Annotated in this window: 19 protein-coding genes; 6 read left to right on the forward strand and 13 right to left on the reverse strand. The window is 71.2% G+C overall.

Going from position 1 to position 22570, the window contains the following annotated elements:
• Positions 1–151 precede the first annotated feature (151 nt).
• The 3 genes from ABZ851_RS13505 to ABZ851_RS13515 all read right to left on the reverse strand — a co-directional run bounded on the left by ABZ851_RS13505 (position 152) and on the right by ABZ851_RS13515 (position 3592).
• A complete protein-coding gene (locus ABZ851_RS13505; RefSeq protein WP_361125739.1) occupies positions 152–1027 on the reverse strand; it encodes a CoA ester lyase in 876 nt (291 codons plus the stop codon).
• Positions 1028–1032: 5 nt separating this feature from the next.
• A complete protein-coding gene (locus ABZ851_RS13510; protein WP_361125742.1) occupies positions 1033–2094 on the reverse strand; it encodes a CoA ester lyase in 1062 nt (353 codons plus the stop codon).
• Positions 2095–2287: 193 nt separating this feature from the next.
• Positions 2288–3592 (reverse strand): glycosyl hydrolase family 28-related protein, encoded by a 1305-nt coding sequence (locus ABZ851_RS13515; protein WP_361125745.1) that lies wholly within the window; start codon positions 3590–3592, stop codon positions 2288–2290.
• Between the two features lie 40 nt (positions 3593–3632).
• Between ABZ851_RS13515 and ABZ851_RS13520 the strand changes: the two genes are divergently transcribed.
• Entirely contained in the window at positions 3633–4361 is a 729-nt protein-coding gene (locus tag ABZ851_RS13520; RefSeq protein ID WP_361125748.1) for a CDP-alcohol phosphatidyltransferase family protein, read from the forward strand.
• A 65-nt stretch (positions 4362–4426) separates the two neighbouring features.
• Here the strand turns inward: ABZ851_RS13520 and ABZ851_RS13525 are convergent, their stop codons facing one another.
• The 5 genes from ABZ851_RS13525 to ABZ851_RS13545 all read right to left on the reverse strand — a co-directional run bounded on the left by ABZ851_RS13525 (position 4427) and on the right by ABZ851_RS13545 (position 11268).
• Positions 4427–4855: an adenylyltransferase/cytidyltransferase family protein gene (locus ABZ851_RS13525; RefSeq protein ID WP_088801562.1), complete on the reverse strand. Its 429-nt coding sequence runs from the start codon at positions 4853–4855 to the stop codon at positions 4427–4429.
• Between the two features lie 36 nt (positions 4856–4891).
• Entirely contained in the window at positions 4892–6400 is a 1509-nt protein-coding gene (locus ABZ851_RS13530; protein ID WP_361125753.1) for a fibronectin type III domain-containing protein, read from the reverse strand.
• A 118-nt stretch (positions 6401–6518) separates the two neighbouring features.
• Positions 6519–8087, reverse strand: a complete 1569-nt coding sequence (locus ABZ851_RS13535; RefSeq protein WP_361125756.1) for an oligosaccharide flippase family protein — start codon at positions 8085–8087, stop codon at positions 6519–6521.
• Complete coding sequence (locus tag ABZ851_RS13540) at positions 8084–9766, reverse strand: lipopolysaccharide biosynthesis protein (protein WP_361125759.1); 1683 nt, start codon at positions 9764–9766, stop codon at positions 8084–8086. The genes ABZ851_RS13535 and ABZ851_RS13540 overlap by 4 nt, the downstream gene beginning before the upstream one ends.
• Positions 9763–11268 (reverse strand): hypothetical protein, encoded by a 1506-nt coding sequence (locus ABZ851_RS13545; RefSeq protein ID WP_361125761.1) that lies wholly within the window; start codon positions 11266–11268, stop codon positions 9763–9765. Before ABZ851_RS13545 ends, ABZ851_RS13540 begins: the two co-directional genes overlap by 4 nt.
• Positions 11269–11454: 186 nt before the next feature.
• On the opposite strand from ABZ851_RS13545, the gene ABZ851_RS13550 reads away from it, so the two are divergent.
• Positions 11455–12663: a glycosyltransferase gene (locus tag ABZ851_RS13550; RefSeq protein ID WP_361126246.1), complete on the forward strand. Its 1209-nt coding sequence runs from the start codon at positions 11455–11457 to the stop codon at positions 12661–12663.
• A 41-nt stretch (positions 12664–12704) separates the two neighbouring features.
• Here the strand turns inward: ABZ851_RS13550 and ABZ851_RS13555 are convergent, their stop codons facing one another.
• From ABZ851_RS13555 to gmd, 3 genes are read right to left on the reverse strand one after another with little or no spacing between them, the layout of a single operon-like run.
• Positions 12705–13829 carry a glycosyltransferase gene (locus ABZ851_RS13555; RefSeq protein ID WP_361125764.1) on the reverse strand — a complete coding sequence of 375 codons (1125 nt, stop codon included), beginning with the start codon at positions 13827–13829 and terminating at the stop codon, positions 12705–12707.
• Positions 13826–14404, reverse strand: a complete 579-nt coding sequence (locus ABZ851_RS13560) for a putative colanic acid biosynthesis acetyltransferase (protein ID WP_361125767.1) — start codon at positions 14402–14404, stop codon at positions 13826–13828. Before ABZ851_RS13560 ends, ABZ851_RS13555 begins: the two co-directional genes overlap by 4 nt.
• The gene (gene gmd, locus ABZ851_RS13565) at positions 14401–15414 is read right to left on the reverse strand and encodes a GDP-mannose 4,6-dehydratase (protein ID WP_311622017.1); all 1014 of its coding nucleotides are present in this window, start codon (positions 15412–15414) and stop codon (positions 14401–14403) included. The genes ABZ851_RS13560 and gmd overlap by 4 nt, the downstream gene beginning before the upstream one ends.
• Positions 15415–15591: 177 nt before the next feature.
• Between gmd and ABZ851_RS13570 the strand changes: the two genes are divergently transcribed.
• A complete protein-coding gene (locus ABZ851_RS13570) occupies positions 15592–16536 on the forward strand; it encodes a GDP-L-fucose synthase (RefSeq protein ID WP_361125770.1) in 945 nt (314 codons plus the stop codon).
• Between the two features lie 76 nt (positions 16537–16612).
• Here ABZ851_RS13570 and ABZ851_RS13575 read toward each other — a convergent pair whose 3' ends face one another.
• Positions 16613–18010: a sugar transferase gene (locus tag ABZ851_RS13575; protein ID WP_361125773.1), complete on the reverse strand. Its 1398-nt coding sequence runs from the start codon at positions 18008–18010 to the stop codon at positions 16613–16615.
• Positions 18011–18391: 381 nt separating this feature from the next.
• Here ABZ851_RS13575 and ABZ851_RS13580 point away from each other — a divergent pair, with 381 nt between their 5' ends.
• Genes ABZ851_RS13580 through ABZ851_RS13590 form a run of 3 tightly spaced genes read left to right on the forward strand, consistent with a single transcriptional unit; the run spans position 18392 to position 20158 of the window.
• A complete protein-coding gene (locus ABZ851_RS13580) occupies positions 18392–19069 on the forward strand; it encodes an AIM24 family protein (RefSeq protein ID WP_361125776.1) in 678 nt (225 codons plus the stop codon).
• 52 nt (positions 19070–19121) lie between these two features.
• On the forward strand, positions 19122–19850 hold the full coding sequence (locus ABZ851_RS13585; protein WP_361125779.1) for a ribonuclease H: 729 nt from the start codon (positions 19122–19124) through the stop codon (positions 19848–19850).
• Positions 19851–19894: 44 nt separating this feature from the next.
• The gene (locus ABZ851_RS13590; RefSeq protein ID WP_361125782.1) at positions 19895–20158 is read left to right on the forward strand and encodes a Rid family hydrolase; all 264 of its coding nucleotides are present in this window, start codon (positions 19895–19897) and stop codon (positions 20156–20158) included.
• A gap of 65 nt (positions 20159–20223) precedes the next feature.
• On the opposite strand, the gene ABZ851_RS13595 is transcribed toward ABZ851_RS13590, so the two are convergent.
• The gene (locus ABZ851_RS13595) at positions 20224–22539 is read right to left on the reverse strand and encodes an FUSC family protein (RefSeq protein ID WP_361125785.1); all 2316 of its coding nucleotides are present in this window, start codon (positions 22537–22539) and stop codon (positions 20224–20226) included.
• Positions 22540–22570 lie beyond the last annotated feature (31 nt).

Consider the following 22570-nt stretch of genomic DNA (forward strand, 5'->3'; position numbering starts at 1 on the left):
TGTGCTCCTGCACCTCATTGATGGTCCCCGGACGTTGGTAACCCGGATCCCCGCATCCACCTAGCAGGAGCAACGGCCCGCCTCACATGTTCACCCTGTCCGATTATGGGATTCACCGATACGGCCCTGGACGGCCGCGGACGGCACGGACCTACCCGCGCCCGTCGAGCGCTTCGGCGAGGGCGAGGATCCGGCGGGCGTCCTCGACGTGCAGGTTCTCGATCAGCCGGCCGTCGACGGTGACGACCCCGCGTCCCTCGCGGGTGGCCTCGTCGAACGCGTCGATGATCTTCCGGGAGCGGGCGATCTGTTCCGCCGACGGGGCGAACACCCGGTTGCAGGGCTCGAGCTGGGACGGATGGATGAGCGTCTTCCCGTCGAAGCCGAACTGCCGCCCCTGGACGCACTCCGCCTCGAACCCCTCGGGGTTCTTCACGTCGTTGTACACGCCGTCCAGGATCACCTTGCCGCTCTCACGGGCCGCCAGCAGCGCCAGCGACAGGCCGGTCAGCAGTGGCGCGCGGCCGGGGACGTGTTCGGCGTGCAGCTCCTTGGCCAGGTCGTTGGTGCCCATCACCAGCACGGTCAGCCGCTCGCCGGCCGCGGCCACCGCACGGGCGTCGAGCATGGCGCGCGGCGTCTCGACCATGGCCCACAGGGCGGTGTGGTCCGGAGCGCCGGCGGCCTCCAGGGCGCGCTCGACCTCCCGCACGGTCTCGGCGGACTCCACCTTGGGCACCACCACCGCGTCCGGACCGGCCTCGGCGGCGGCCCGCAGGTCGTCGGCGTGCCAGGCGGTGCCGGGCGCGTTGACCCGGATGGTCACCTCGCGGTAGCCGTACTCGCCGGAGGCCGCGGCCGCCGCGACCCGCATCCGGGCGTCGGCCTTGGCATCGGGGGCGACGGCGTCCTCCAGATCGAGGATCAGCGCGTCGGCGGGCAGGGACTTGGCCTTCTCCAGCGCGCGTTCGTTGGCGCCGGGCATGTAGAGCACGGAGCGGCGCGGCCGCAGGATCGCGTCGGACACGGGTCTTACTCCTTTTCGGCCGCGGCGTAGGCGTCGCGCAGCTCGGGGTCACGGGCGGCGAGGGCGTCGGCGAGCTCGGCGACCACCTGGCACTGCTTGTACGTGGCGTCGTCCTGCATCTTGCCGTCGATCATCACCGCACCGGTGCCGTCGCCCATCGCCTCGATGACCCGGCGGGCCCAGGCCACATCGGCGGGAGCGGGCGAGAAGACCTTCTTGGCGATGCCGATCTGCACCGGGTGCAGGCTCCACGCGCCGACGCAGCCGAGCAGGAAAGCGTTGCGGAACTGGTCCTCGCAGGCGGTGGTGTCCTTGATGTCGCCGAACGGGCCGTAGTACGGCAGGATGCCGTGCGCCGCACAGGCGTCGACCATCCGCGCGAGGGTGTAGTGCCACAGGTCCTGCTGGAAGGTGGCCCGCGGCGCGGCACCGTCCGTGCCGTGCGGGTCCTCCCGCACCAGGTATCCGGGGTGGCCGCCGCCGACCCGGGTGGTCTTCATCCGGCGGCTGGCGGCGAGGTCGGCGGGGCCGAGCGAGATGCCCTGCATCCGGGGGCTGGCGCCGGCGATCTCCTCGACGTTGGCGACGCCGGTGGCGGTCTCCAGGATGGCGTGCACCAGGATCGGCCGCCGGACCTGTGCCTTCGCCTCCAGCTGCGCCAGCAGCCGGTCGACGTAGTGGATGTCCTCGGCGCCCTCGACCTTGGGCACCATGATCACGTCCAGCTTGTCGCCGATCTCGGTGACCAGGGTCAGCAGATCGTCCAGCGCCCAGGGCGAGTCCAGGCTGTTGACGCGCGTCCACAGCTGGGTGTCGCCGAACTCCGTGGCCTTGGCGATTTTCACCAGACCGGACCTGGCGGCTTCCTTGCGGTCGGCGGCGACCGCGTCCTCCAGGTTGCCGAGCAGGACGTCCACGGTGGGCGCGATGGCCGGCACCTTCGCGGCCATCTTCTCGTTGCCCGGATCGAAGAAATGGATCATCCGGGACGGCCGGAACGGTACCTCGCGTACCGGGGTCGGCGCCCCGACGGCCAGCGGGCGGAAGAAGTCCTTCGGAGAGCGCATGCAGTCTCCCTGGTCGGCTCGGAGGGCGGGGCCGCCGCCGGGTGCCCGGCGGCGCCATTCGGCCCTCACTCTAGGCCCGCGCCGGGAGAATGCTACTGGCCAGTACGTGTGCCGTTGATCACCGTCGGCAGCCGGGGCGCCTGCCGCACGGGCCCCGCGCCGCGCCCGCCGCCCGCCACCGCCGCCGGCCCGCTCAGGACCCCAGGCAGTCGACGAACGACACCCGGTCGCCGGCGCCCTTGATGAAGTCCTGCTGGGAGTGGTTGCGCAGGCGGCACATGTCGTAGCGGGCCCGGGCGCCGGGCCCGCCGCTCTCCGCCTCGTAGGCGTGCTGCCCGGACAGCTGGCAGGAGTCGTAGCGCACCAGCGGGCCCTGGGCGCCGATGCGATAGCGGTGCGGACTGCTTTCCTGGGCAAAGGACTTGAACGCCTGGGCGGTGTCGTCGCAGTCGTTGAAGTGCACCGTCCCGCTGTCCCAGGCGCAGTCGATCACGACGGTGTCCGGGTCGCGCACCTCGAAGCGGATGTCCTCGGCGTGGAAGCGCTGTACGGAGTCGTGGTGCGGACCGCGCGGAAAGCGGAAGAAGGTGCTGGTGTGCCCGTATTCGCCGGAGTCGTCGGGACGGCGGCCGGTGACGATGTAGGAGCCGCCGCGGCAGGTGATGGAGCCGCCGTAGGGGAACTCCAGGAAGTTGCCCCAGGCGTACTCGACCTTCATGTCGTTGAACCAGTAGTTCAGGAACTGGTCCTGCTGCGGCCGGCTCAGCGACTTCTGGGACAGTCCGGAGTACAGGAACGCCTTGCGGTAGGCGCCGCCCACCCGGCAGGCGTCCCAGCGCATCTCCGAGTTGGTGTTGCTGCCGTCGAGGGCGACGCCGTAGGTCCATTCGCCGGTCCACTCGCACTCGGTGAAGCGGTAGTCCTGCGCCTGCCCGGTCGAGTAGGAGTAGAAGAACGAGGCACCGGGGGTGACGGCGGCGAAGCCGATCTGCTCGAACATCACATTCGCCCAGCTGTCCTCGTTGCGGCACAGATAGGAGTTCTCGGCCTGCCGCGGCGCGAAGAGCAGCTGGGTCATGCGCTTGCCGGCCCCGCGGAACCGCAAGCCGTTGGCCTTGAGCTTTCCCCCCTGGGCGTTGAGCAGGGCGTTGGGGGAGCGGATCAGATAGGTCCCGGCCGGCACATCGATCACGGTCCGGCCTATGTGGTCCCACACCCGGCCCGCCGCGTACGCGTAGGCGCGGGCGAACGCCCGGCTGTCGTCGGTGCGCCCGTCGCCCTTCGCGCCGCAATCCGCCACCACGTCGATGACGTCCTTGCCCTTGGGCTTGTGACCGGTGACCGGGGGCACCTTGGCATCGTCGGTCGACTGCCGGGTGGCAGGGGGCGGCGAGGAGTCGTCACACCCGGTGAGGGCCGCTGCCAGCGCGGCGGCCGATCCCGCCAGCACGGACCGGCGGGTGGCACCACCGGTTGACGGGGAGGTTCTGCCTGCCATGATGTTGCTCCTTCGGGGGTCCATTCATCAGGTGGGGGACATGAGCCAGTTCGGATATGCGATCAGACAGCTGTCGGCCGCCCAGAAATCCTCGAAGGGAGTGTCCCTGTACTCGCGTTATGTGAACCGGCCGGCCGGCCGGGTGTTAGCTGCCGCGGGCTACACCCTGAAATTGACACCCAATCAAATCACCTTGATCAGTGCGGTGTTCACCTTTGCCGGCGTGGTCATGATTGCGACGCTGCGGCCCTCTTTCGCCGTGGCGGCCGGTATATTCGCGGCCCTGGTCATCGGCTTCGCCCTCGACTCCGCCGACGGACAGCTCGCCCGGCTGACCCGGACCGGCAGCGCCGCGGGGGAGTGGCTGGACCATGTGGTCGACTGCGCGAAGATGCTGGCGGTCCACATGGCCGTGCTGGTCTCGTTCTACCGCTACTTCGGATTCTCCGACCCTCGCGCTCTGCTCCTTCCCGTCGTCTTCCAGTTCGCCGCGGTGGTGGTCTTCTTCGGCGGCATCCTCACCGAACAACTCCGGCGCGCCGCACGGCAGAAGAGCGACGGGAACGGACCCGCACCCGCACCGGCCTCCACGCTGCGCTCCGTCGCCCTGCTCCCGGTCGACTACGGGGTCTTCTGCGCGATGTTCCTGCTGTTCGGCAGCCGGGACCTGTTCACGGCGCTGTACTGCTGCCTGCTCGTTGCCCATGTGCTCTTCATGGTGGCGTTCCTGGTCAAGTGGTACCGCGAGTTGTCCGTCCCCGGCCGCTGACGGCCGGGGACGGACAGCGCACCCGGGCGGGCTGCCCGGGTGCGGCGGGGGTCAACCAGGCGGGTTCAGGCCGGATGCGCAAGCCCGTCGAGCACCTTGCGCAACAAGGAACTCGACGTGTGCACGGTGTAGGGGAAATAGATCACATCGACCCCGACCGTCGCGAAATCCCGCTCGAGCTTGTCGCCCTTGGGAGTCCCCCGCCAGTCGTCGCCCTTGAAGAGGACGTCGAACCGCACCTGCTGCCAGGTCTCCAATTTGTCGGGCACCGTCTCGACGAACGCCGCGTCCACGAACCGGACACTGCGCACGATCTCCAGCCGCTCGGTGAGCGGAATGACCGGTGCCTTCCCCTTGGCCTGCGTCGCCATTTCGTCCGACACCACTCCGGCCACCAGATAGTCGCACTGGCTCTTGGCATGCCGGAGAATATTCAGGTGTCCGACGTGGAAAAGGTCGTAGACCCCGGGTGCGTAACCTACTCGGTGCGTCATTTACCCCCCACTTGATTACCCCCACGTGACCTGCGGTCAGTTCCTGGCGGTCACATAGACCGGGCCATTGCGTCCCGAGACGTTGGTGCCGTCGGTGACCTCGATCGAGTAACGGTGCTGGGACCCGGGCTCCACGGTGTCCGTGAAGCTCATGTTGGGCCGGTTCCAGTAGCGCGAGTCCTGGTTGAGCGAGGTCAGGTACGTGCCGTCACGGTAGATCTTGTAGGTCAGGACGCCGTTGTCCCGGTCCCAGGATGCCTTCCAGTTCAGCGTGATCTTTCCGCGCGAGCCGCTGGAACCGCTGAGCAGCGGCACCTGCGGCGCCCCGGTGTCCGGCGCCGCCGCGAACCGGGTCAGGCCCTGCTGCGGTGCGTCGTTGACGGTGGTGAACTCGCCGCCCGCCCACAGGATCCCGTCCGCCATGGTCAGCGCCCGCGGGCCGATCTGCTCGCCGATCCCGTCGTTGGTGTCCGGGAACCACGGCAGGATCGTCTTGTCGGAGATCGACTGCGCCAGGAAGTGCTGGCGGTTGTTGATGTCCGTGAAGCCGCCCGGGGTGTTGGAGCAGTCGTGCGCGTGCGACCCGCTGTAGAGCACGCCCTTGTACGGCAGCACCGCCTGGGTGGCGCCCAGGCAGGTGTCCTTCCACAGCTGCGAGCCGTCGGACAGCCGTCCGGCCGCCCGCCCGTCGAAGACCCCGCCGCCGGTGCCCTCGGCACCCAGGTAGAAGTTGGTGCCGTCGTTGACGAGCGACTTGACTGCCGACCGGCTGGGGATCCAGCCGGTGAAGGAGTCGACGACCTTGCCGGTGGTCGCGTCCAGTCCGGCCAGCGCGTGCACGCCGAACAGGCTCCCGTTCACCGAGGTGAACCGGCCGCCGATGATGATCTTGTTGAGCGCGGGGGCGACCGTGAGGGCGTTGACCGCCGGGGTGGGGTCGTTGCCGACCGAGGAACCCCGGATCGTCGCCTTGAACGGCAGCAGGGTGCTGTCGGGCCGCAGGGCGGCGACCCGCTCGCGGGTCTGCCCCTGGACGGTGCCGAAGCCACCGCCGAGGTAGACGGTGTCGTCGGTGACGTCGATGGCCCGTACGGTCGAGCTGACCGTGGGCTTCCAGTCCGCCCCGATGGTGCAGTCGGCGGTGTTGAGGGCGGCCGTGTTGGACCGCCCCACCGGGCCGGCCTTGCCGAAGGAGCCGCCGATGTAGATCTTCGAGCCGTCCGGCGAGGCCTTCATGGCCCGGATGGTGCCCGTGCCGCCGGTGAACGCCGGGGCGCACGGCAGCGGCCGGCCGGTCTTCGCGTCGAAGGCCGCGAAGTTCGTCCGGGCGACCTCATCGGTGCCCTGGGCCGCACCCGGCGGCCGAATGTGGCTGAAAGTGCCTCCTACGTACACGATGCCCTTGGCGTAGGCCATGGCCCACACGATGCCGTCGGTCTGCCAGGTGCTCAGCGGATCGGCGGTCAGTGTGGATTCACCGGTGGCCTGAGCGGGACCGGCGGTCAGTGCCGTGGACGCGGTACCCAGTACCGCGGCCGCGAGCACGAGATGGATGGTTCTGTTTCTTTGGCGCACAGGTCCCCCCTGGAAGCATGGCGCGATGGGAATTGTCGGGGGAGGAAGCGGGAACGAGACGATTTCTGTGCGGAAATGAGCCCGGTGTTCACCGCGAGTTTTCCGAACCACGCTTGCGCAGCGCACCGAAGAACTCCCCTACCCCCAGCGGCAAACGATAGCGCCAGACGGCTGCCCCGAAAGCCCCAATGGACAAAACAATTCCCAAGAACGCGCCAGGGACGCTGTCCCCGAGAATTGTCCGCATGGCGAACACCGGGAGCGCCACCGCAACGACGCCGACCAGCGCGGCACCCGCATAGCCGCGGTCGACGGTGCGAAAGCCCAGCCGGTAGCGGGCCAGCAGCGCCGAGGCGCCGTTGTCCACCACGATCGCCAGGCCCCAGGAGACCGCCGCCCCCAGCACCCCGTACCGCGGAACCAGCCATACGGCACTGCCCAGTTGCACTACGAACGCGCCGCCGGCAACAGCCAGATTCCAGACACTCCTCCCGGCCATCAGGATGACCGTCTGCGCGTTGCCCACGCCGACGTTCACCAGACAGGCGGCCGCCAGCACCACCAGGCCCGGCGCGCCACCGGAGAAGCCGGGTCCGAAGAGCGACAGCACGGTCCGCGGGTAGGCGGCGAGGACCAGGAACACGGGCCAGGAGAAGAGCGCGATCCAGCGCGTCGACAGCCGGTGCAGATGGTGCGCGCCGGGCGCGTCGCCGCCCGCGAGCAGCCGGCTGATCTGCGGGGCCACCGCCAGCCGGATCGCCAGTTGGAGCAGCGTCCCCGCGGTGACCAGCCGCCCGATCGCGGTGTACACGCCGGCCTCGGCGGCGGTGCCCAGCGCCGACAGCAGGATCACCCCGGTCCACGCCGCGGTGATGTCGAACACCGACGAGACGGCCCGCGGACCGGCGAAGGCCCAGAACTCCCGTGCCCGCGGCGGTGGCCGGCCGGTGCCCGGATGCGTACGCCGGGACCTGCGCAGCGAGACGCAGGCGGCCACCAGTCCCAGCACCCCCGGCACCAGCCAGGCCGCCGAGAGCGCGGTCACACTCGGCGCGAGGAGGACCAGCGGCACCGCGAGGAGGACCCGCAGCGCCGGCTTGCCGATCTGCTCGACGCCCACGAACGGGACCACCGAGCCGTACCCGCGGGTGGCCCCGAGCAGTACCAACGCCACCGTCGTCACCGGCAGGAACACCGCGAACAGCCGGATCAGCGAGGCGGCCTCTCCCGGTGGCAGATCGGGCAGCAGCAGGCCGGCCGTCCCCGGCGAGAACAGCAGCGCCGCCGCCCCCGCGGTGCTCGCCAGCAGCGTCGGCAGCACCGAGAGGCGCAGCAGCCCCGGCACCCCGCCCCCGCCGCTGAGTTCGAGGTCCCGGGAGACGAAGCGCACCAGGGCGGTGTCGGCCCCCAGCTTGAGCGTATTGCTCAGGATGGTGAAGGCCGCGACGCCGGTGAAGACCGCGCCGGCCCCGCGGGCCCCGAGCCCGTGGGTGACGACGGCGACGAGGACGAACCCGAACAGCGCGTTCGCCGCCGAGCCCGCCAGGCCGAAGAGACTGCCGCGGGCGGTCGTGGCGACCCCGCGCCCGCCGCCCGCGGCCGGTCCGGGAGCCGTCGGCGCGGGCCGGCCGGAGTCCGCCGGGAGGATGGCCGTCACCTGCGCAGCGAGGTGGTGTCGGCGTCCAGGGGCCCGCTGCCCACCGGCGCGGGGCCGGCGGCGGCCGGCGGCGGGCCGGGCAGCGGAGGCGGCGGTGCCACCACGGCGGCGCGGCCGCGGCTGCGGCCGCGCTTGCGGTGCGTGGGCCCGCCGTCCGCCAGCCGGCGCAGCGACGGCCCGTGGCCGCCCTTGTCCAGGACGGCGCCCAGGATGTGCCCGCCGGCCGTGGTGATCAGCTCCCACACCCGGTCCAGGTCGTCCCGGCGGACCTCGTTCATATCGCAGACCACCACGACGCCCGCGGCCTGCTTGGCGACGGCCAGCCCGTCCGCATGCGACAGCAGCGGTCCCGTGATGACCACGACGTTCTCGTTCGGCCCCGACGGCGTGTTGAGCAGCCGGGCGAACTGCGGAGAGGACAGCGTGCGCGCCGGGTTGGGGACCTCCCGGCCGGGCAGCAGATCGAACCGCCCGTCGACGCCCGCGTCCACGGCGAGCCGTTCGCCGTCCGCCCAGCTGCCCGGCACCGGACGGCCGTGGCCGGGGTGCACCGGCAGCCGCTGGGCGAGCCGGGGGGTGCGCAGATCGGCCTCGACCAGCAGGATGTCGTTGCCGATCTCGGCGAACGCACCGGCCAGGTTGACGGCGACCGACACGGCGTCCGCGTTCTCCCGGGGGGCGACGATCAGCAGACTGCCCCGCCCGGCGAACCGCTGGTCGTGCACCAGCCGGAAGGCGATCGTGCGGTAGGCCTCCGCGCGGTTGCCGCGCCCGCTCCGGCCGACCTCCAGCAGCTCCGTTCCCCCTTGCCGGCGCGGCAGGATGCCGAGCACCGGCGCCCGCAGGTTGTCCTGCACATCCGCCACCGACCGGACCCGCGGTTCCAGCACCGAGCGGACCCAGGCCGCCAGGATGCCCAGCACCAGCCCGATCACGGCGCCCGCCAGCAGCAGCACGACGAGACCGGGGCTGGACGGGAAGGCGGGCGGGTCACCCTTGCGGACGATGTCGCCGGGCGTGGTGTCGAGGGACTTCAGACTGGAGATCCGGCCCTGCAGATCCGCTATCTCCGACACCAGGTTGCTGCGCTCGGACTCGTCGGTGGCCCGGCCCGAACCGCTCGCCCCCGCGATCCGCCGGTCCAGCACCTTGCGCTGCTCCTGGAGCGGCTTCAGTTCCTCACCGAGCTTGCTGACGGTCTTGTCGATCCGCTGGGTCGCGGCGTCCTGACGGTAGTCGAGGTACGCATGCACAAAGGCGTTGACCCGCGCGGACGCCCGGTCGGCGGAGTCCGCGCTGTACTCGAACATCAGGGTCTGGGTCTCGGGCGGATTGCTCACCCGCAGATCGCGCTGGAGCGTGGCCGGGTCGGCATCCAGCTTGAGGGCCTTGGCCGCACCGGCCGCGACCGACGCGCTCTGGGCGATCTGCCGCTCGGTGCCCATGCTGATCTGCTTGTCCACCGAGACACCGCCGGCCTCGAAGGGCGCCGTGCTGATCGCATGCACCACCACCTCACCCGTCGCGGTGTACGTCGAGCCGCCCAGCAGGGACACGGCGGCGCCGCCGAGCATGCCCAGCACCAGCCCGAGCACCAGCAAAGCGCGATAGCGGAGGAGCTGGCGCAGCTGGTCGCGGATCTGGTCCGGCTCCTCCGCGGGCTCGTCGAAGACGCTCACGTACGTGCTCCTCCTGTGGGTTGAGGTGAGGTGACGCGGTGTGCCGGGGACGCCGGTGCGCCCGCGGTCTCCTGCGCGGCCGGCGGCAGGGCCCGCCGTCCCGCCTTACGGGTGATCAGTAGGGGGATGCACACCAGCAGCGCCAGCGGGCCCACGATGGCCATCAGACTGCCGCGCAGCAGCACCAGCTGGTAGAAGCCGAAGGCGGGCACCACTAGCGCCGCGAGGGTGCCCCGGCGCCGCCGCAGCCGGTGCCGGAGGAGGTCGATGCGCCGCCCCACCGCACCGACCAGGCCGAAGACCGCGATGACCGACGGGAAACCGGCCCACATATAGGTCTCGACCCACAGTGGCGCGGACAGATTGGTGAAGGTGTAGCCCGCGTGCCGGGCGAGCAGGATACCTGCGTCGTCGGGCTTGCCGGACCATACGGCGCGCGGCACGAAGAAGAGCGGCGGGCCCAGCGCCGCCGTCGGGGTGAAGCCGTGGGTACGGACGTAGTCCACACCCGTCTCGATCTGCTGGAACGCGTCATAGTCGCCGTTGCCGGTGAACTGCTCGGCGAGCGAGACCACATGGACCGGTTCCCGCTTGTCGTAGCGGAAGTAGTCGCTGTACGGGAAGACCACCAGCACCACCGCCGCCACGGCCGCCGCACCGAAGCGGAAGGCGCGCGGCCCCCGCAGCCAGGACGCGCTGAAGACCAGCGCCAGCAGGACCGTCCCGGCCCAGAAACGCGGCTGGCTGATGGGGTTGTTGACCACGACGTTCACCGCGATCAGCAGCGGCAGCAGCAGCCACCGTAATCCGCGCAGCGTCCGGTCGCCCTCGGAGAACCGTGGTACGTGCACCAGCGCCACCAGCGCCCAGAACGCCGGTACCGACAGCGCCCAGGCCGCCATGGCGCGGTCCGCGGATGCGGCCGGCTGCGCCGCTGCCGCCGCCTCGTTGGCCGCCTGCCGGCTCAGGAAGAACGCCGATACCCCGCCCTGGCCGGGAATGAGCACGACGGCCAGCAGCAGCGCCAGGCCGCCCAGCAGCAGCACGCGCACCGGCGACAGCCGGCGGGCCAGGAGCGGTTCGAGGACCGCGGAGGAGCGCGACGACCGCCAGGACGCCAGCGCCGAGCCCGCGCTGTAGGCCAGAAGTCCCGTCTCCACCACGGCCGTTGTCAGGAACGCGGTGTTCGCGTCGACCATGAACCCCCGCGGATACGCATCCGTCGCGAGCATGGCCAGCGGTGCGAGACCCAGCCAGACATACGCGAAGAGCCAGAAGCCGAAGGCGATCACCCGGGCCCGGACATCCGTCAGCACCCGGGCCAGCGCCCCACCGGTGTGCAGCACCACCACGCACTGCACGACGAGCGCGGCACCGAGGCGGGCGTCCAGCGACCGCAGGATCAGCACCGGCAGCAGCACCACCAGCAGCAGCGCCCAGCAGGCCAGTGCGGCGATGCCGCGCACCGGCGCCGCGGCGCCCGGCTGCTTCCCCTGCCTCATCGGTTCACCTCCCCCCAACTCCCCACCAGCGATCACAATCTAAGGGACATCGGGAAAACAAGGTCACCTTCGGGACACAATCGCAACCCAATTCACAGCCCGCGGGCCCCGGCGGGCTCCTACGATGACCGCACATCCTGAGGGGGGCCAGTCTTGGAAGACTCGTTCGCGGGCCGGTGCGTGCTGGTGGTCTCGACCAACTACGCGCCCGAACACACCGGCATAGGGCCGTACTCGACACAGATAGCCGAGCACTTGGCCGCATCCGGCGCCGACACTCATGTCCTCGCGGGCATGCCGCACTACCCGGCCTGGCGGGTGGCGGAGGGGTACCGCGGCCGGTGGAGGGTACGCGAGCGCCGCGGCGGGGTCACGGTGCACCGGCGGCGCCACACCGTGCCGCCGCGTCAGACCGCCCTGCGCCGCGCGCTGTTCGAGGCCAGCATCCTGGTGCACGGCGTCGTGGGACCACCGCGTATCCGCCCGGACGTGGTGCTCACCCAGATGCCCAGTCTGGCCGGCGGAGTGCTGGGCGCGCGCCTCGCGCGCCAGGCGGGGGTGCCGCATGTCGTCGTGGTCCAGGACCTGATGGGCGCCGCCGCCGAACAGAGCGGTATCCAGGGCGGTGGCCGGGCCGCCGTCCTCGCCGGAGCGGTGGAGGCGAGGGTCCTGCGGGGGGCGGCCGTCGTCGGGGTGGTGCACGAATCGTTCGTGGACCGGGTCACGGCGATGGGTGTGCCGCGCGCCCGGGTGCAGGTGGTGCCCAACTGGACGCATGTGGAAGGCCCGAGCGGCGACCGGGAACGGACCCGGGCACGGCTGGGCTGGTCCGAGAAGGAGACCGTGGTGCTGCACGCCGGCAACATGGGCCTCAAGCAGGGACTGGAGGTACTGGTCGAGGCCGCCCGGCTCGCCGATCAGGAGGCCGCGCCGGTACGGATCGTGCTGATGGGCGACGGCAACCAGCGCGCACACCTGCAACGGCTCGCCGCGGGCGTCTCCTCGCTGTCCTTCCTGCCGCCCGCCGACGCCGCGGAGTTCCCCGAGGTGCTTGCCGCCGCCGATGTGCTCGCGGTGACCCAGAAGGCCTCCGTGCTGGACATGAGCCTGCCGTCCAAGCTCACCTCGTACTTCATGACGGGCCGGCCGGTGATCGCCTCGGTGGCCGCCGAAGGGGGGACCGCCCAGGAGGTGCTGCGCGCCGGCGCCGGGTCGGTGATCGCACCGGAGGACCCGAAGGCGCTGCTGGCGGAGGTCCGGGCGCTCGCCGACGACCCCGCGCGGGCGGCCCGGCTGGGAGCCCGGGGCCCGCAGTACGTCGAGCAGCGGCTGAGCAGCCGGGCCGGTCTGGAGCGGGTCATGGCGCTGCTGCAGACCGCGAAGGCCGGGCGGTAGCCGCGGGCGGCGGGGGCGGTGTCCGTCCCCGCCGCCCCGGATCACCCGGTGCCGGGCCGGGCGAGCGAGCCGTACAGCTCCGCCAGCCGGTCGGCCACGGCCGCCAGCGAGAACTCCTCCTCGACGGCCTGCCGGCCCGCCCGGACGACGCGCTCCCGCAGCGGGTGGTCCTCCAGGAGTTGCAGCACCGCATCGGCCAGCGCTTCCGGCGAACCGTCGGTCACCACAGCGGCCTCGCGCCGCTGAAGAGCCGGGGCGATACCGCAGCTGTCGGTGCAGACCACCGGCGTGCCCACCGCCAGGGACTCCAGCACGCTCATCGGGAACGGTTCGTCGACGCTGGGCAGGACGTACACGGTGGCCCGCGCGGTCCGCCGCACGGCGGCGTCGTGATCGAGGGCCCCGCCGTACGTCACCACCTCGCCGAGCCCTTCCTCGGCGATCAGCCGCCGGACCTCCGCGAGCCGCCCCTCGTCCGAACCGTGCAGAGTGAAGGACACCTCGGGCCGCTTGCGGTGCACCAGCGCCGCCATCCGGACGAAGGCCTCGGGCCGTTTGCGGCTCTGCAGGCGGGCGAGGAACAGCACATCGGCCGCGCTCCGGTCCGCGTCGCCGGGCCGGGTACGGACTCCGTTGGGGAGCCGGACCAGGCGCGGGCCACGCGGCCCCAGCACCTGCCGCAGCCCGGCCTCCTCCTCGTCGGTGAGCACCAGTGCCGCCGCCGCCCGGCGCAGCAGCGGGACATACGCCCGGTCGAAGAGCCGGGCCACCGCCGAGCGGCGCGGCTGGACCATGCCGTGTGTCTGCACCACGAAGGGGCGGCGGCGCACCACGGCCACCGCGAGCGCGGCCAGCGAGACCAGATCGCGCCCGGCGTGCAGATGCAGCGCCTCCGCCCGTCCGGCACTGCGCCAGAGCAACGGCAGCAGCCCCGGGTGGAACAGGCCGAGGAACCCCTGCCCCGGCACCAGGGTGCGCGCCGGCCGGGCCCGGAGCGGGACGCCGTCCACGGACCGCGGGGGCGCGCCCCGCCCCCGCCACAGCGAGACCAGCTCCACCACGTGGCCACGGGAGGCCAGTTCGCCCAGCTGCCCGGTGGCCACGCTCACCGGACCGCCGTAGGCCCCGTCATCGCTGACCAGGGTCACGACATGGGTGACCCTCATACCGCACCCCCGGTGGTGTGCACGGCCCCCGGCGGCACATCGCGGTGGGCCACCGCGCCGGCGCCGACCACCGCACCCGCCCCGACGGTGACACCGCGCAGCACCATGGCGCGGGCGGCCACCCAGGACCCCTCCGCCAGGTGGATCGGCGCATTGTCGAACTCGAAGGTGGGCGAGCGCCGTTGGTGGCTTCCGGTGCACAGCACGGCGCCCTGGGAGACACAGACATCACTGGCAATGCTGATCGGCTCCAGGTTGATCAGCCAGGAGTCCTCACCGAGCCAGACGTCGTCGCCGACCGTCAGTTTCCACGGCCACTGCACCCGCACCCGGTGCCGGATCAGCACCCGTTCGCCGACGCGGGCGCCGAACGCCCGCAGCAGCGGGGGCCGCAGCCGCGGCGGACACCACCACTTCATGAACACCAGGTTCAGTACGGCGAACCAGGCGGCCTGGGTCAGCAGCCCCCGGCCCTTGTCGTAACAGGCGCCGGTGAAACCGCGCAGCCGGCGGCCGGTGGCGGCGGAGGCCGAGGTAGCGGCGGAGGTGCTGGTAGAGGTGGAAGCAGAGGTCATCGGTCCACCCGCACCCGGTGGCCGGAGAGCTCGTCCGCCAGCTGCCGTACGTCCGACTCGACCATGATCCGGGCGAGTTCGTCGAACTGCACCTTCGCCGACCAGTCCAGCAGGCTCTTGGCCTTGGACGCGTCGCCGATGAGCGCATCCACCTCGGAGGGACGCTCGTACTTCGGGTCGAAGCGCACATAGCGCTCCCAGTCCAGCTCCACGGTGGCGAAGGCGGCCTGCAGGAAGTCGCGCACGGTCGCGGCCACACCGGTCGCCACCACATAGTCGTCGGGTTCGTCCCGCTGCAGCATCAGCCACATGGCCTCCACGTACTCCGGGGCGTAGCCCCAGTCGCGGACGGCGTCGAGGTTGCCCAGGTAGAGGTGTTCCTGCAGTCCTGCCTGGATGCGGGCCACCGCGCGGGTTATCTTGCGGGTGACGAAGGTTTCGCCCCGCCGCGGGCTCTCGTGATTGAAGAGAATGCCGTTCACGCCGAACAGGCCGTACGCCTCACGGTAGTTGACCGTGGACCAGTAGGCCATCACCTTGGCGCAGCCGTACGGGCTGCGCGGGTGGAAGGGCGTCGCCTCGTTCTGCGGCGGCGGGGTGGAGCCGAACATCTCCGAGGACGAGGCCTGGTAGAGCCGGGTCCGCACCCCGCTGGCACGGATGGCCTCCAGCAGCCGTACGGCGCCCAGCCCGGTCACATCGCCGGTGTACAGCGGAGCGTCGAAGGACACCCGGACATGGGACTGGGCCCCGAGGTTGTAGACCTCGTCGGGCTGCACATCACGCAGCAGGTTCACCAGGGCGACCCCGTCCGAGAGGTCGCAGTGGTGCAGCACCAGTCTGCGGTCCGGGGTGTGCGGGTCCTGGTAGATGTGGTCGATGCGCTCGGTGTTGAAGCTCGACGAGCGCCTCATCAGCCCGTGCACCTCATAGCCCTTACCGAGCAGCAATTCGGCGAGATAAGAACCGTCCTGTCCGGTAATACCGGTGATAACCGCGGTTTTCGGCATGGCTTCCCCCCACGAGAAGTGATGTACATCGGGATCGGTCGGTCAAATTCCCACGCGCCGGCGGACCGCGGGTCGTGGACGCTACCCGCTCCGTGACCGGTGGTCGAGAGCGGAGTGCGGAAGATATTTCCTGAAATAGCCGGTGGACGTATCGGGATGACTGACACAATCCGCCCCATGGATGACTTGCTGCCCACACCCGCCCGCGTCTTCGTCGCGGGCCACCGAGGCCTGGTGGGATCCGCCGTCGCCCGGCGGCTGACCGCCCAGGGCTATGACGTGGTGACCCGTACGCACGCGGAACTCGACCTGCGTGACGCCGGTGCCACCGCGGAGTTCCTGCGCGCGGCCCGGCCCGATGCCGTCGTCCTGGCGGCCGCCAAAGTCGGCGGAATCATGGCCAACAGCACCTACCCCGTGCAGTTCCTGGAGGACAACCTGAGCATCCAGCTCAGTGTCATCTCCGGTGCGCACCAGGCCGGGGTCCGCCGGCTGCTGTTCCTCGGGTCGAGCTGCATTTACCCCAAGCACGCCGCGCAGCCCATCACCGAAGACGCCCTGCTGAGCGGGCCGTTGGAGCCCACCAATGAGGCGTACGCGATAGCCAAGATCGCCGGACTGGTCCAGATCCGCTCCTACCGCCGGCAGTACGGAGCCTCCTTCATCTCCGCCATGCCGACGAACCTCTACGGCCCCGGCGACAACTTCGACCTGGAGACCTCGCACGTCCTGCCCGCGCTCATCCGCCGCTTCCACGAGGCGAAGGAGAAGGGGCTGGCGGAGCTCACGCTCTGGGGCACCGGCACCCCCCTGCGCGAGTTCCTGCACGTCGACGACCTGGCCGCGGCCTGCGAGGTGCTGCTGCGCCGCTATGACGGCGACGACACCGTCAACGTCGGCTGCGGCGAGGACCTGACCATCGCCGACCTCGCCTCCTGCGTCGCCTCCGCGGTCGGGTACGAGGGACGGATCGCCTTCGACCCGTCCCGCCCCGACGGCACCCCGCGCAAGCTGCTCGACATCAGCAGGATGCGTGCGCTGGGCTGGTCGCCCACCATCCCGCTGGCCGAGGGCATCGCACGGACCTACCGGGCGTGGCAGGAGGAGACGGCCCGGGTGTGAGCGGGCCCGTCCCCCGGTGTACGTCCGGCGCCCGCCCCACGGCGAGGCGCCGGCCGCACACCGGAGCTGTGTGTGGCTAGTAGGCACCGCGCCCGTCCACCACGGCGCGCACGGTCCGGACCAGCACACCGATGTCCCTGCCGTAGGACCAGTTGTCCACATAGCTCAGATCGAGCGCGACGGTCTCGTCCCAGGAGAGGTCGGACCGCCCGCTGACCTGCCACAGACCGGTGAGCCCCGGCTTGACGGATAACCGGCGGATCTCGGTCCCGTCGTACCGCTCGACCTCCTCGGGAAGCGGCGGCCGCGGCCCGACCAGGGACATATGGCCGGCCAGGACGTTGAACAGCTGGGGCAGTTCGTCCAGCGAGAAGCGCCGCAGCAGACGGCCCACCCGGGTCACCCGGGGGTCCCGCCGGATCTTGAACATCGCCCCGTCGTGCTCGTTCGCCCGCTCCAGCGCGCCCCGCATCCGGTCGGCGGCGACCACCATCGTGCGGAACTTCCACATCCGGAACGGCATCAGATCCCGGCCGATCCGGATCTGCCAGTAGAACACCGGTCCTGCCGTGGTGAGCCTTATGGCCGCGGCCACGGCGGCGAAGACGGGGGAGAGCAGCACGAGCAGCAGCAGGGCACCCAAACGGTCGGTGACCTGCTTCAGTATCACCGGAAGACCCCGTTGGCCCGCCGGGTCGATGTGCATCACCGTCAGGCCCGCCGCCTTGGCGAGCCGGACCCGGTGCTGTGACACATCGATGAGGCCCGGAAGTATGGCCAGATTCCGACCCCCGTCGTGCAGCGCCCAGGCCAGTCGGCGCACCCGCGCCGCGGAGAGCTGACGCCCCGGCGCCACGAAGACGAGATCGGCGTCGAGCTGCGCGGCGCACCTGAGGACGGTCTCCCCGTCCGGCGCCCCCTCGGGTGCCTCCCCGTCGCAGGCGAGCCGGGCGGGGACGGGCAGCGCCGAGTCGGTGGCTTCCTCTCCCACGAGACAGCTGCCGACGACGACATACTCGTGGTCGGTACGGTGTGCCAGCTCCGCGAGCACCACATCGACGGCGCCCGCCTCCCCGACCACCAGGACGCGGCGCAGCGCCTGCGCACGACGGCGCATGGCCAGCAGATACCGGTGGACGAGCCGGCGCCGGAGCATGCCCAGTCCCAGGCAGGGCAGCAGGGCGAGCACACAGACCCCGAGGTCGACCTCGATCCGCACCGCGACACAGATGACCGCGAGCACGCCCAGCATGGTCAGCCAGTCCCGCACGACCGGCAGTACCGTGTTGCCGCTGCTCAGCTCCTGTCTGGTGTAACGATTCTTCGCTGTGCCGACGGCCAGCCACGACAGGCCGGCCAGCACCGCCGTGAGCCACGGCTGCGGCTGCCGTGTCACGGCACAGAGCATGCCGACCGGCACCAGGGCGCCCAAGGCGTCCACGGCCCACGCCAGCCGCACCAGCCAGCGTTCCATCGGTTTGTGCCTGCCCGACTCGCTACGCTGCGGCGCGCGATCCATCTTGGCTGTTCCGGCAGGTGATTCCATCACCCGAGACCCGGCAGCTTCGAACAACCCCATGGCCCCCCACTTGGTCGTCCCCTCATTCCGGCGCGGCTGGAGCCCCCCGGCCATACAACCGCCTCCGTGTCGGACGTGACGCTAGAGCACGGTGCGCCCGACTGCTGTGGTTTACCTATTTTGAGTGTTCTTGTGTCCGATTGTTTACAAGCCAACGGTCGCGTGATCCGATTTCAGCCGTTGTTCCGGCGCCCGCACCGGGCGGGCCGCACCGCTCGTGCGCGGCCGCCGGACCTTCCGGGGTGCGCCGTCCGTACCCGGCTTAGCATGCAGGCCATGAACAGCGATCTCTTCTCCGCCGAGAACATGGCCACGCCCGCCACCGCGCCCGGCATGATCCAGCAGAACGCCAAGTCCATCAAGTACGCCCTGGACGGCGAGTGTTATGCGCGGCAGGGCTCGATGGTCGCCTACCGCGGTGATCTGCAATTCGAGAAGCAGGGGCAGGGTGTCGGCAAGTTCCTCAAGCGGGCGGTCACCGGCGAGGGGCTGGCGCTGATGGCCGTACGGGGCCGCGGCGAGGTGTGGTTCGCGCACGAGGCCGCCAACTGCTTCGTCATCGACCTCGCCCCCGGCGACGGCCTCACCGTCAACGGCCGCAACGTGCTGTGCTTCGACCCGTCCCTCTCCTACGAGATCAAGGTCGTCAAGGGCGCCGGCCTGGTCGGTGGCGGGCTCTTCAACTCCGTCTTCAGCGGGCAGGGCAAACTGGCGGTGATGTGCGAGGGCAATCCCCTGGTCATACCCGTGTCCCCGCAGTCCCCGGTCTTCGTCGACACCGACGCCGTGGTCGGCTGGAGCAGCAGCCTGCAGACCACGCTCCACCGCTCGCAGAGCCTCGGCTCGATGCTCCGCGGCGGCTCCGGCGAGGCCGTCCAACTCCGTCTCGACGGGGAGGGTTTCGTGATCGTACGGCCCAGTGAACTGCGCCCGGAGAAGACGGCCGGCAACTGACCGGCACCGGGCGGCGGCAGAGGCGACTTCGCCCGGCGGGGCACCGGCTGGCATGATCGCGCCCATGGCTGAACGCGTGATCGCCGCCTGTGACGGCGCGTCGAAAGGAAACCCCGGGCCCGCGGGCTGGGCCTGGGTCATCGCCGACGGTGCGGGAGCCGTCGTGCGGTGGGAGGCCGGGCCGCTGGGCACCGCGACGAACAACGTCGCCGAACTCACGGCCCTGGAACGCCTGCTGGCGGCCATCGAACCGGGCGTTCCCCTGGAGGTCCGGATGGACTCCCAGTACGCCATGAAGGCCGTCACCACCTGGCTGCCCGGCTGGAAGCGCAAGGGCTGGAAGACCGCCGCGGGCAAGCCCGTCGCCAACCAGGAACTCGTGATGCGCATCGACGGGCTGCTCGCCGACCGCTCCGTGGAGTTCCGGTACGTACCGGCGCACCAAGTGGACGGCGATCCGCTCAACGACTTCGCCGACCGGGCCGCCAGCCAGGCCGCGGTCGTCCAGGAGACCGCCGGCAGCGAGCTCGGCTCCCCGCAGCCACCGCCGTCCTCCCCGCCCGCCCGGCCCGCCGGCGCGCGCCGGGGCGCCTCCGCCGCGGCGGCGAAGACGACGTCCTCGTCCAAGCGGCGAACGGGCAACACGACGCGGACCCTCAACGCCAAGTTCCCCGGCCGCTGCCGCTGCGGCCGCTCCTACGCGGCAGGCGAGCCCATCTCCAAGAACCCGGACGGCTGGGGCCACCCCGCGTGCCGCTCGGACGCCGGCAGCGGCGACTGAAAGTCCTCGGCCGCGCAACACCGGCATCCGCCGGAACCCGCGGCATGGGCTTCCCGGGAAGAGGGGAAGAGACGCTGGACATCGCCGAGCGGGCCTTGCAAGAGGCCGGGGCGTCGAGCGAGGACGTGGTGCGGACCCGCATCATGCTGACCGACGTGTCGCGGTGGAAGGATGCGGCACGGGCCCACGGCGAGCGCTTTTCCTCCGTCCGGCCGGCCTGCACCTTCGTGGAGGTCTCCCGGTTCATCGATCCCGATTGGCTCGTCGAAGTGGAGGTCGACGCGGTGATCAGCGGGGGACCGAGCTGAGCGGCTGGGGCTGCGCTGCAGCTCGGGCCCACCGGTGCGAGCACGCGAGGGCCCGGCGATCCGCGTCACCCACGAGCCGCTGCGGCATCGGCTGCGCCACTGGCCTGGGGCCCTGAGCCGGCCTTGCCGCCGCCTTTGGGGCTCGCCACCGGTACGCCGAGCGGGCGGGCGATGCCCACCACGCCCTCGTCGAGGCGCTGGAGGTGGCGCAGCACGCGGAAGGTGACCGTGCCCGAACGCAGTGCCTCGGAACCGGCGGCATCCAGCATCGCCGCGATGCTGACGCCGGACTCCACCTCGCCCTCGGTGCTCTCCTCCACTACGCGGGCGACGATGAGGTCGATGTTCTGCCCGATGCGGCGGCCGGCCCGCTCCAGGCGCGGGTCGGCCGCGATGGTCTTGCTGTACGGCACGAGTTCCGCCGTCGCCGCCAGGGAACGGGCGTGGTAGGCGGCGGTCTCCAGCAGCGCGACCAGATACCGGGCGGTCCGCCGCCGCACGCGCAGCGGGGTGATCGGATGGGTCAGCGGCTGGGTGGAGGCACGGAGGTCGTCCAGCGCCGTGTCCAGATCGCGGGCCTTGCCCAGCAGGTCGACGGCCGGCCCGCCGCTGAGCTGTTCCACCGCGGCGGAGACGACATCCCGCAGCCGGACCAGCACCGTGCCCAGCTGTTCGTCCGTGCGGCGGTCGGTGTGGACCGGCAGCACCAGTACGGCGGCGATGATCCCGCACGCCGCGCCCAGCGCCGTCTCCTCGATGCGCAGCACCAGCACGCTCAGGCTGTAGGTGTTGAGCAGGGTGTAGAGCAGCCCGAGCATCGCGGTGACGAAGAAGGACATCAGCGCGTACGACAGCGGTGCGGTGAAGTACATCCCGAAGATGCAGAGCAGCACGAGGGCGAACGCGGGCCAGGTGTGGTCGCCGACCAGCCCGGCAAGCGCGACACCGGCGACCACGCCGAGGACCGTGCCCACCAGCCGGCGGTAGCCCTTGACCAGGATCTCGCCCGTGGACGCGGTATTGAGGAAGACGACCCAGCAGGTCAGCACCGCCCAGTACCAGCGCTGGCTGGACAGGAACTCACCGCCGATGATGGCCAGCGTGGAGCCCACCGCGACCTGGCACGCGGCACGCGTGGTCGGACGCTGGAGCCCGGTGCGGTCCTCCTCCGCCTCTTCGGCTTCCTCGGCCGCGACGATCGCCAGGTCCTCGGCGTCGAACTCTTCACGTGAGCGCGTGGTGGCCGGGGTGTCGTCCGACTCGTCCTGCGGCCCGTCCAGCGCCAGCCGCAGACCCAGCACGGCCCGCGCGCTCTCACCGACCCCGCGGAAGACGTCCTGGACGACGGGCGAGGCGCGCGGCAGGTTGTCCTCGTCGCGGTAGCCGAGCAGCCGGTTGCGTACATGGGCGAGCGCGGTGCCGCGGTCGTCGGACGCGCGCCGGGCGACCAGCAGGAGCAGGGAGTTCAGGTCCCGGCGCAGGGTGACGGTCGCCGCGTCCTCGGCCGGGGCAGGGGTCGCCGTGGCCGGCACGGGGGCGTGCGGCAGATGCATGGTGAGGGTGTCCGCCCGCTCGGCGCTGCGGGCGTTGAGTATCAGCATGCCCAGCCGTTCGGCGGCGATCTCGGCGTCCGCGACGCGGCGTTGCACCAGTCCCGCCGCGGCGGCGCTCTGTGTGCCCTCCTCCAGGAGGCCCTGGATCATCAAGGCCGCTTCGTGCAGCCGGGCGGTGTGCCGCCGCAGGTCGTCGAGGACCTTGTCCAGTTCCTCGGGGCCGGCGTCCAGCAGCTCCAGCTGGGTGGCCAGCAGCTGGGCGAAACGCGCCCGGAAGGCCTCGCGCAGCCGGCCCAGGGTGCGCTGCGGTGTCTCCGGGACCACGGCGAACCGCACGACCGCGCTGCACGCGAGGGCAATGGCCAGGGTCAGATACAGCTCGGGGAGGGCGGGGACGGTGGCGTGCACGAACAGCGAGACGAAGTAGACCTGAAAGCCGATCAGGCCCAGCGCGGTGCCACGGTCGCCGAAACGCCGGGAGTAGACGGCGCCGAAGATCAGGAGGACGAAGAACACATCACCGGCGATGACCTGGGTGTGCAGCAGCGCCGCCAGCGACATGGCGGCCAGCGCGACGGGCAGGCCCAGCGCCAGCGTGATCGCCTGGCCGCGCACCTCCTTCTCCCTGATCGCGAAGGTGGCGACCATGGCCGCCATGGCACCCGCGACCATCAGGGTGACTCCGGTGCCGAGCAGGGCGAGGACGACGAGGGTGAGCACGATCGCCCCGACCGTCCGCAGTCCCGCCTTCAGCCGCAGCAGCCCTGGGTCGGACGCCGCGAAGCGGTCCCAGGTGCTCGTCCCAGCCCGCCGTATCGCTGCCCTCACGGTGCCGTACACTCCCACTTCTTGCCATGAT

The sequence above is a fragment of the Streptomyces sp. NPDC047049 genome (assembly GCF_040643995.1).
In the GTDB taxonomy this organism is placed as follows: Bacteria; Actinomycetota; Actinomycetes; order Streptomycetales; family Streptomycetaceae; genus Streptomyces; species Streptomyces mooreae.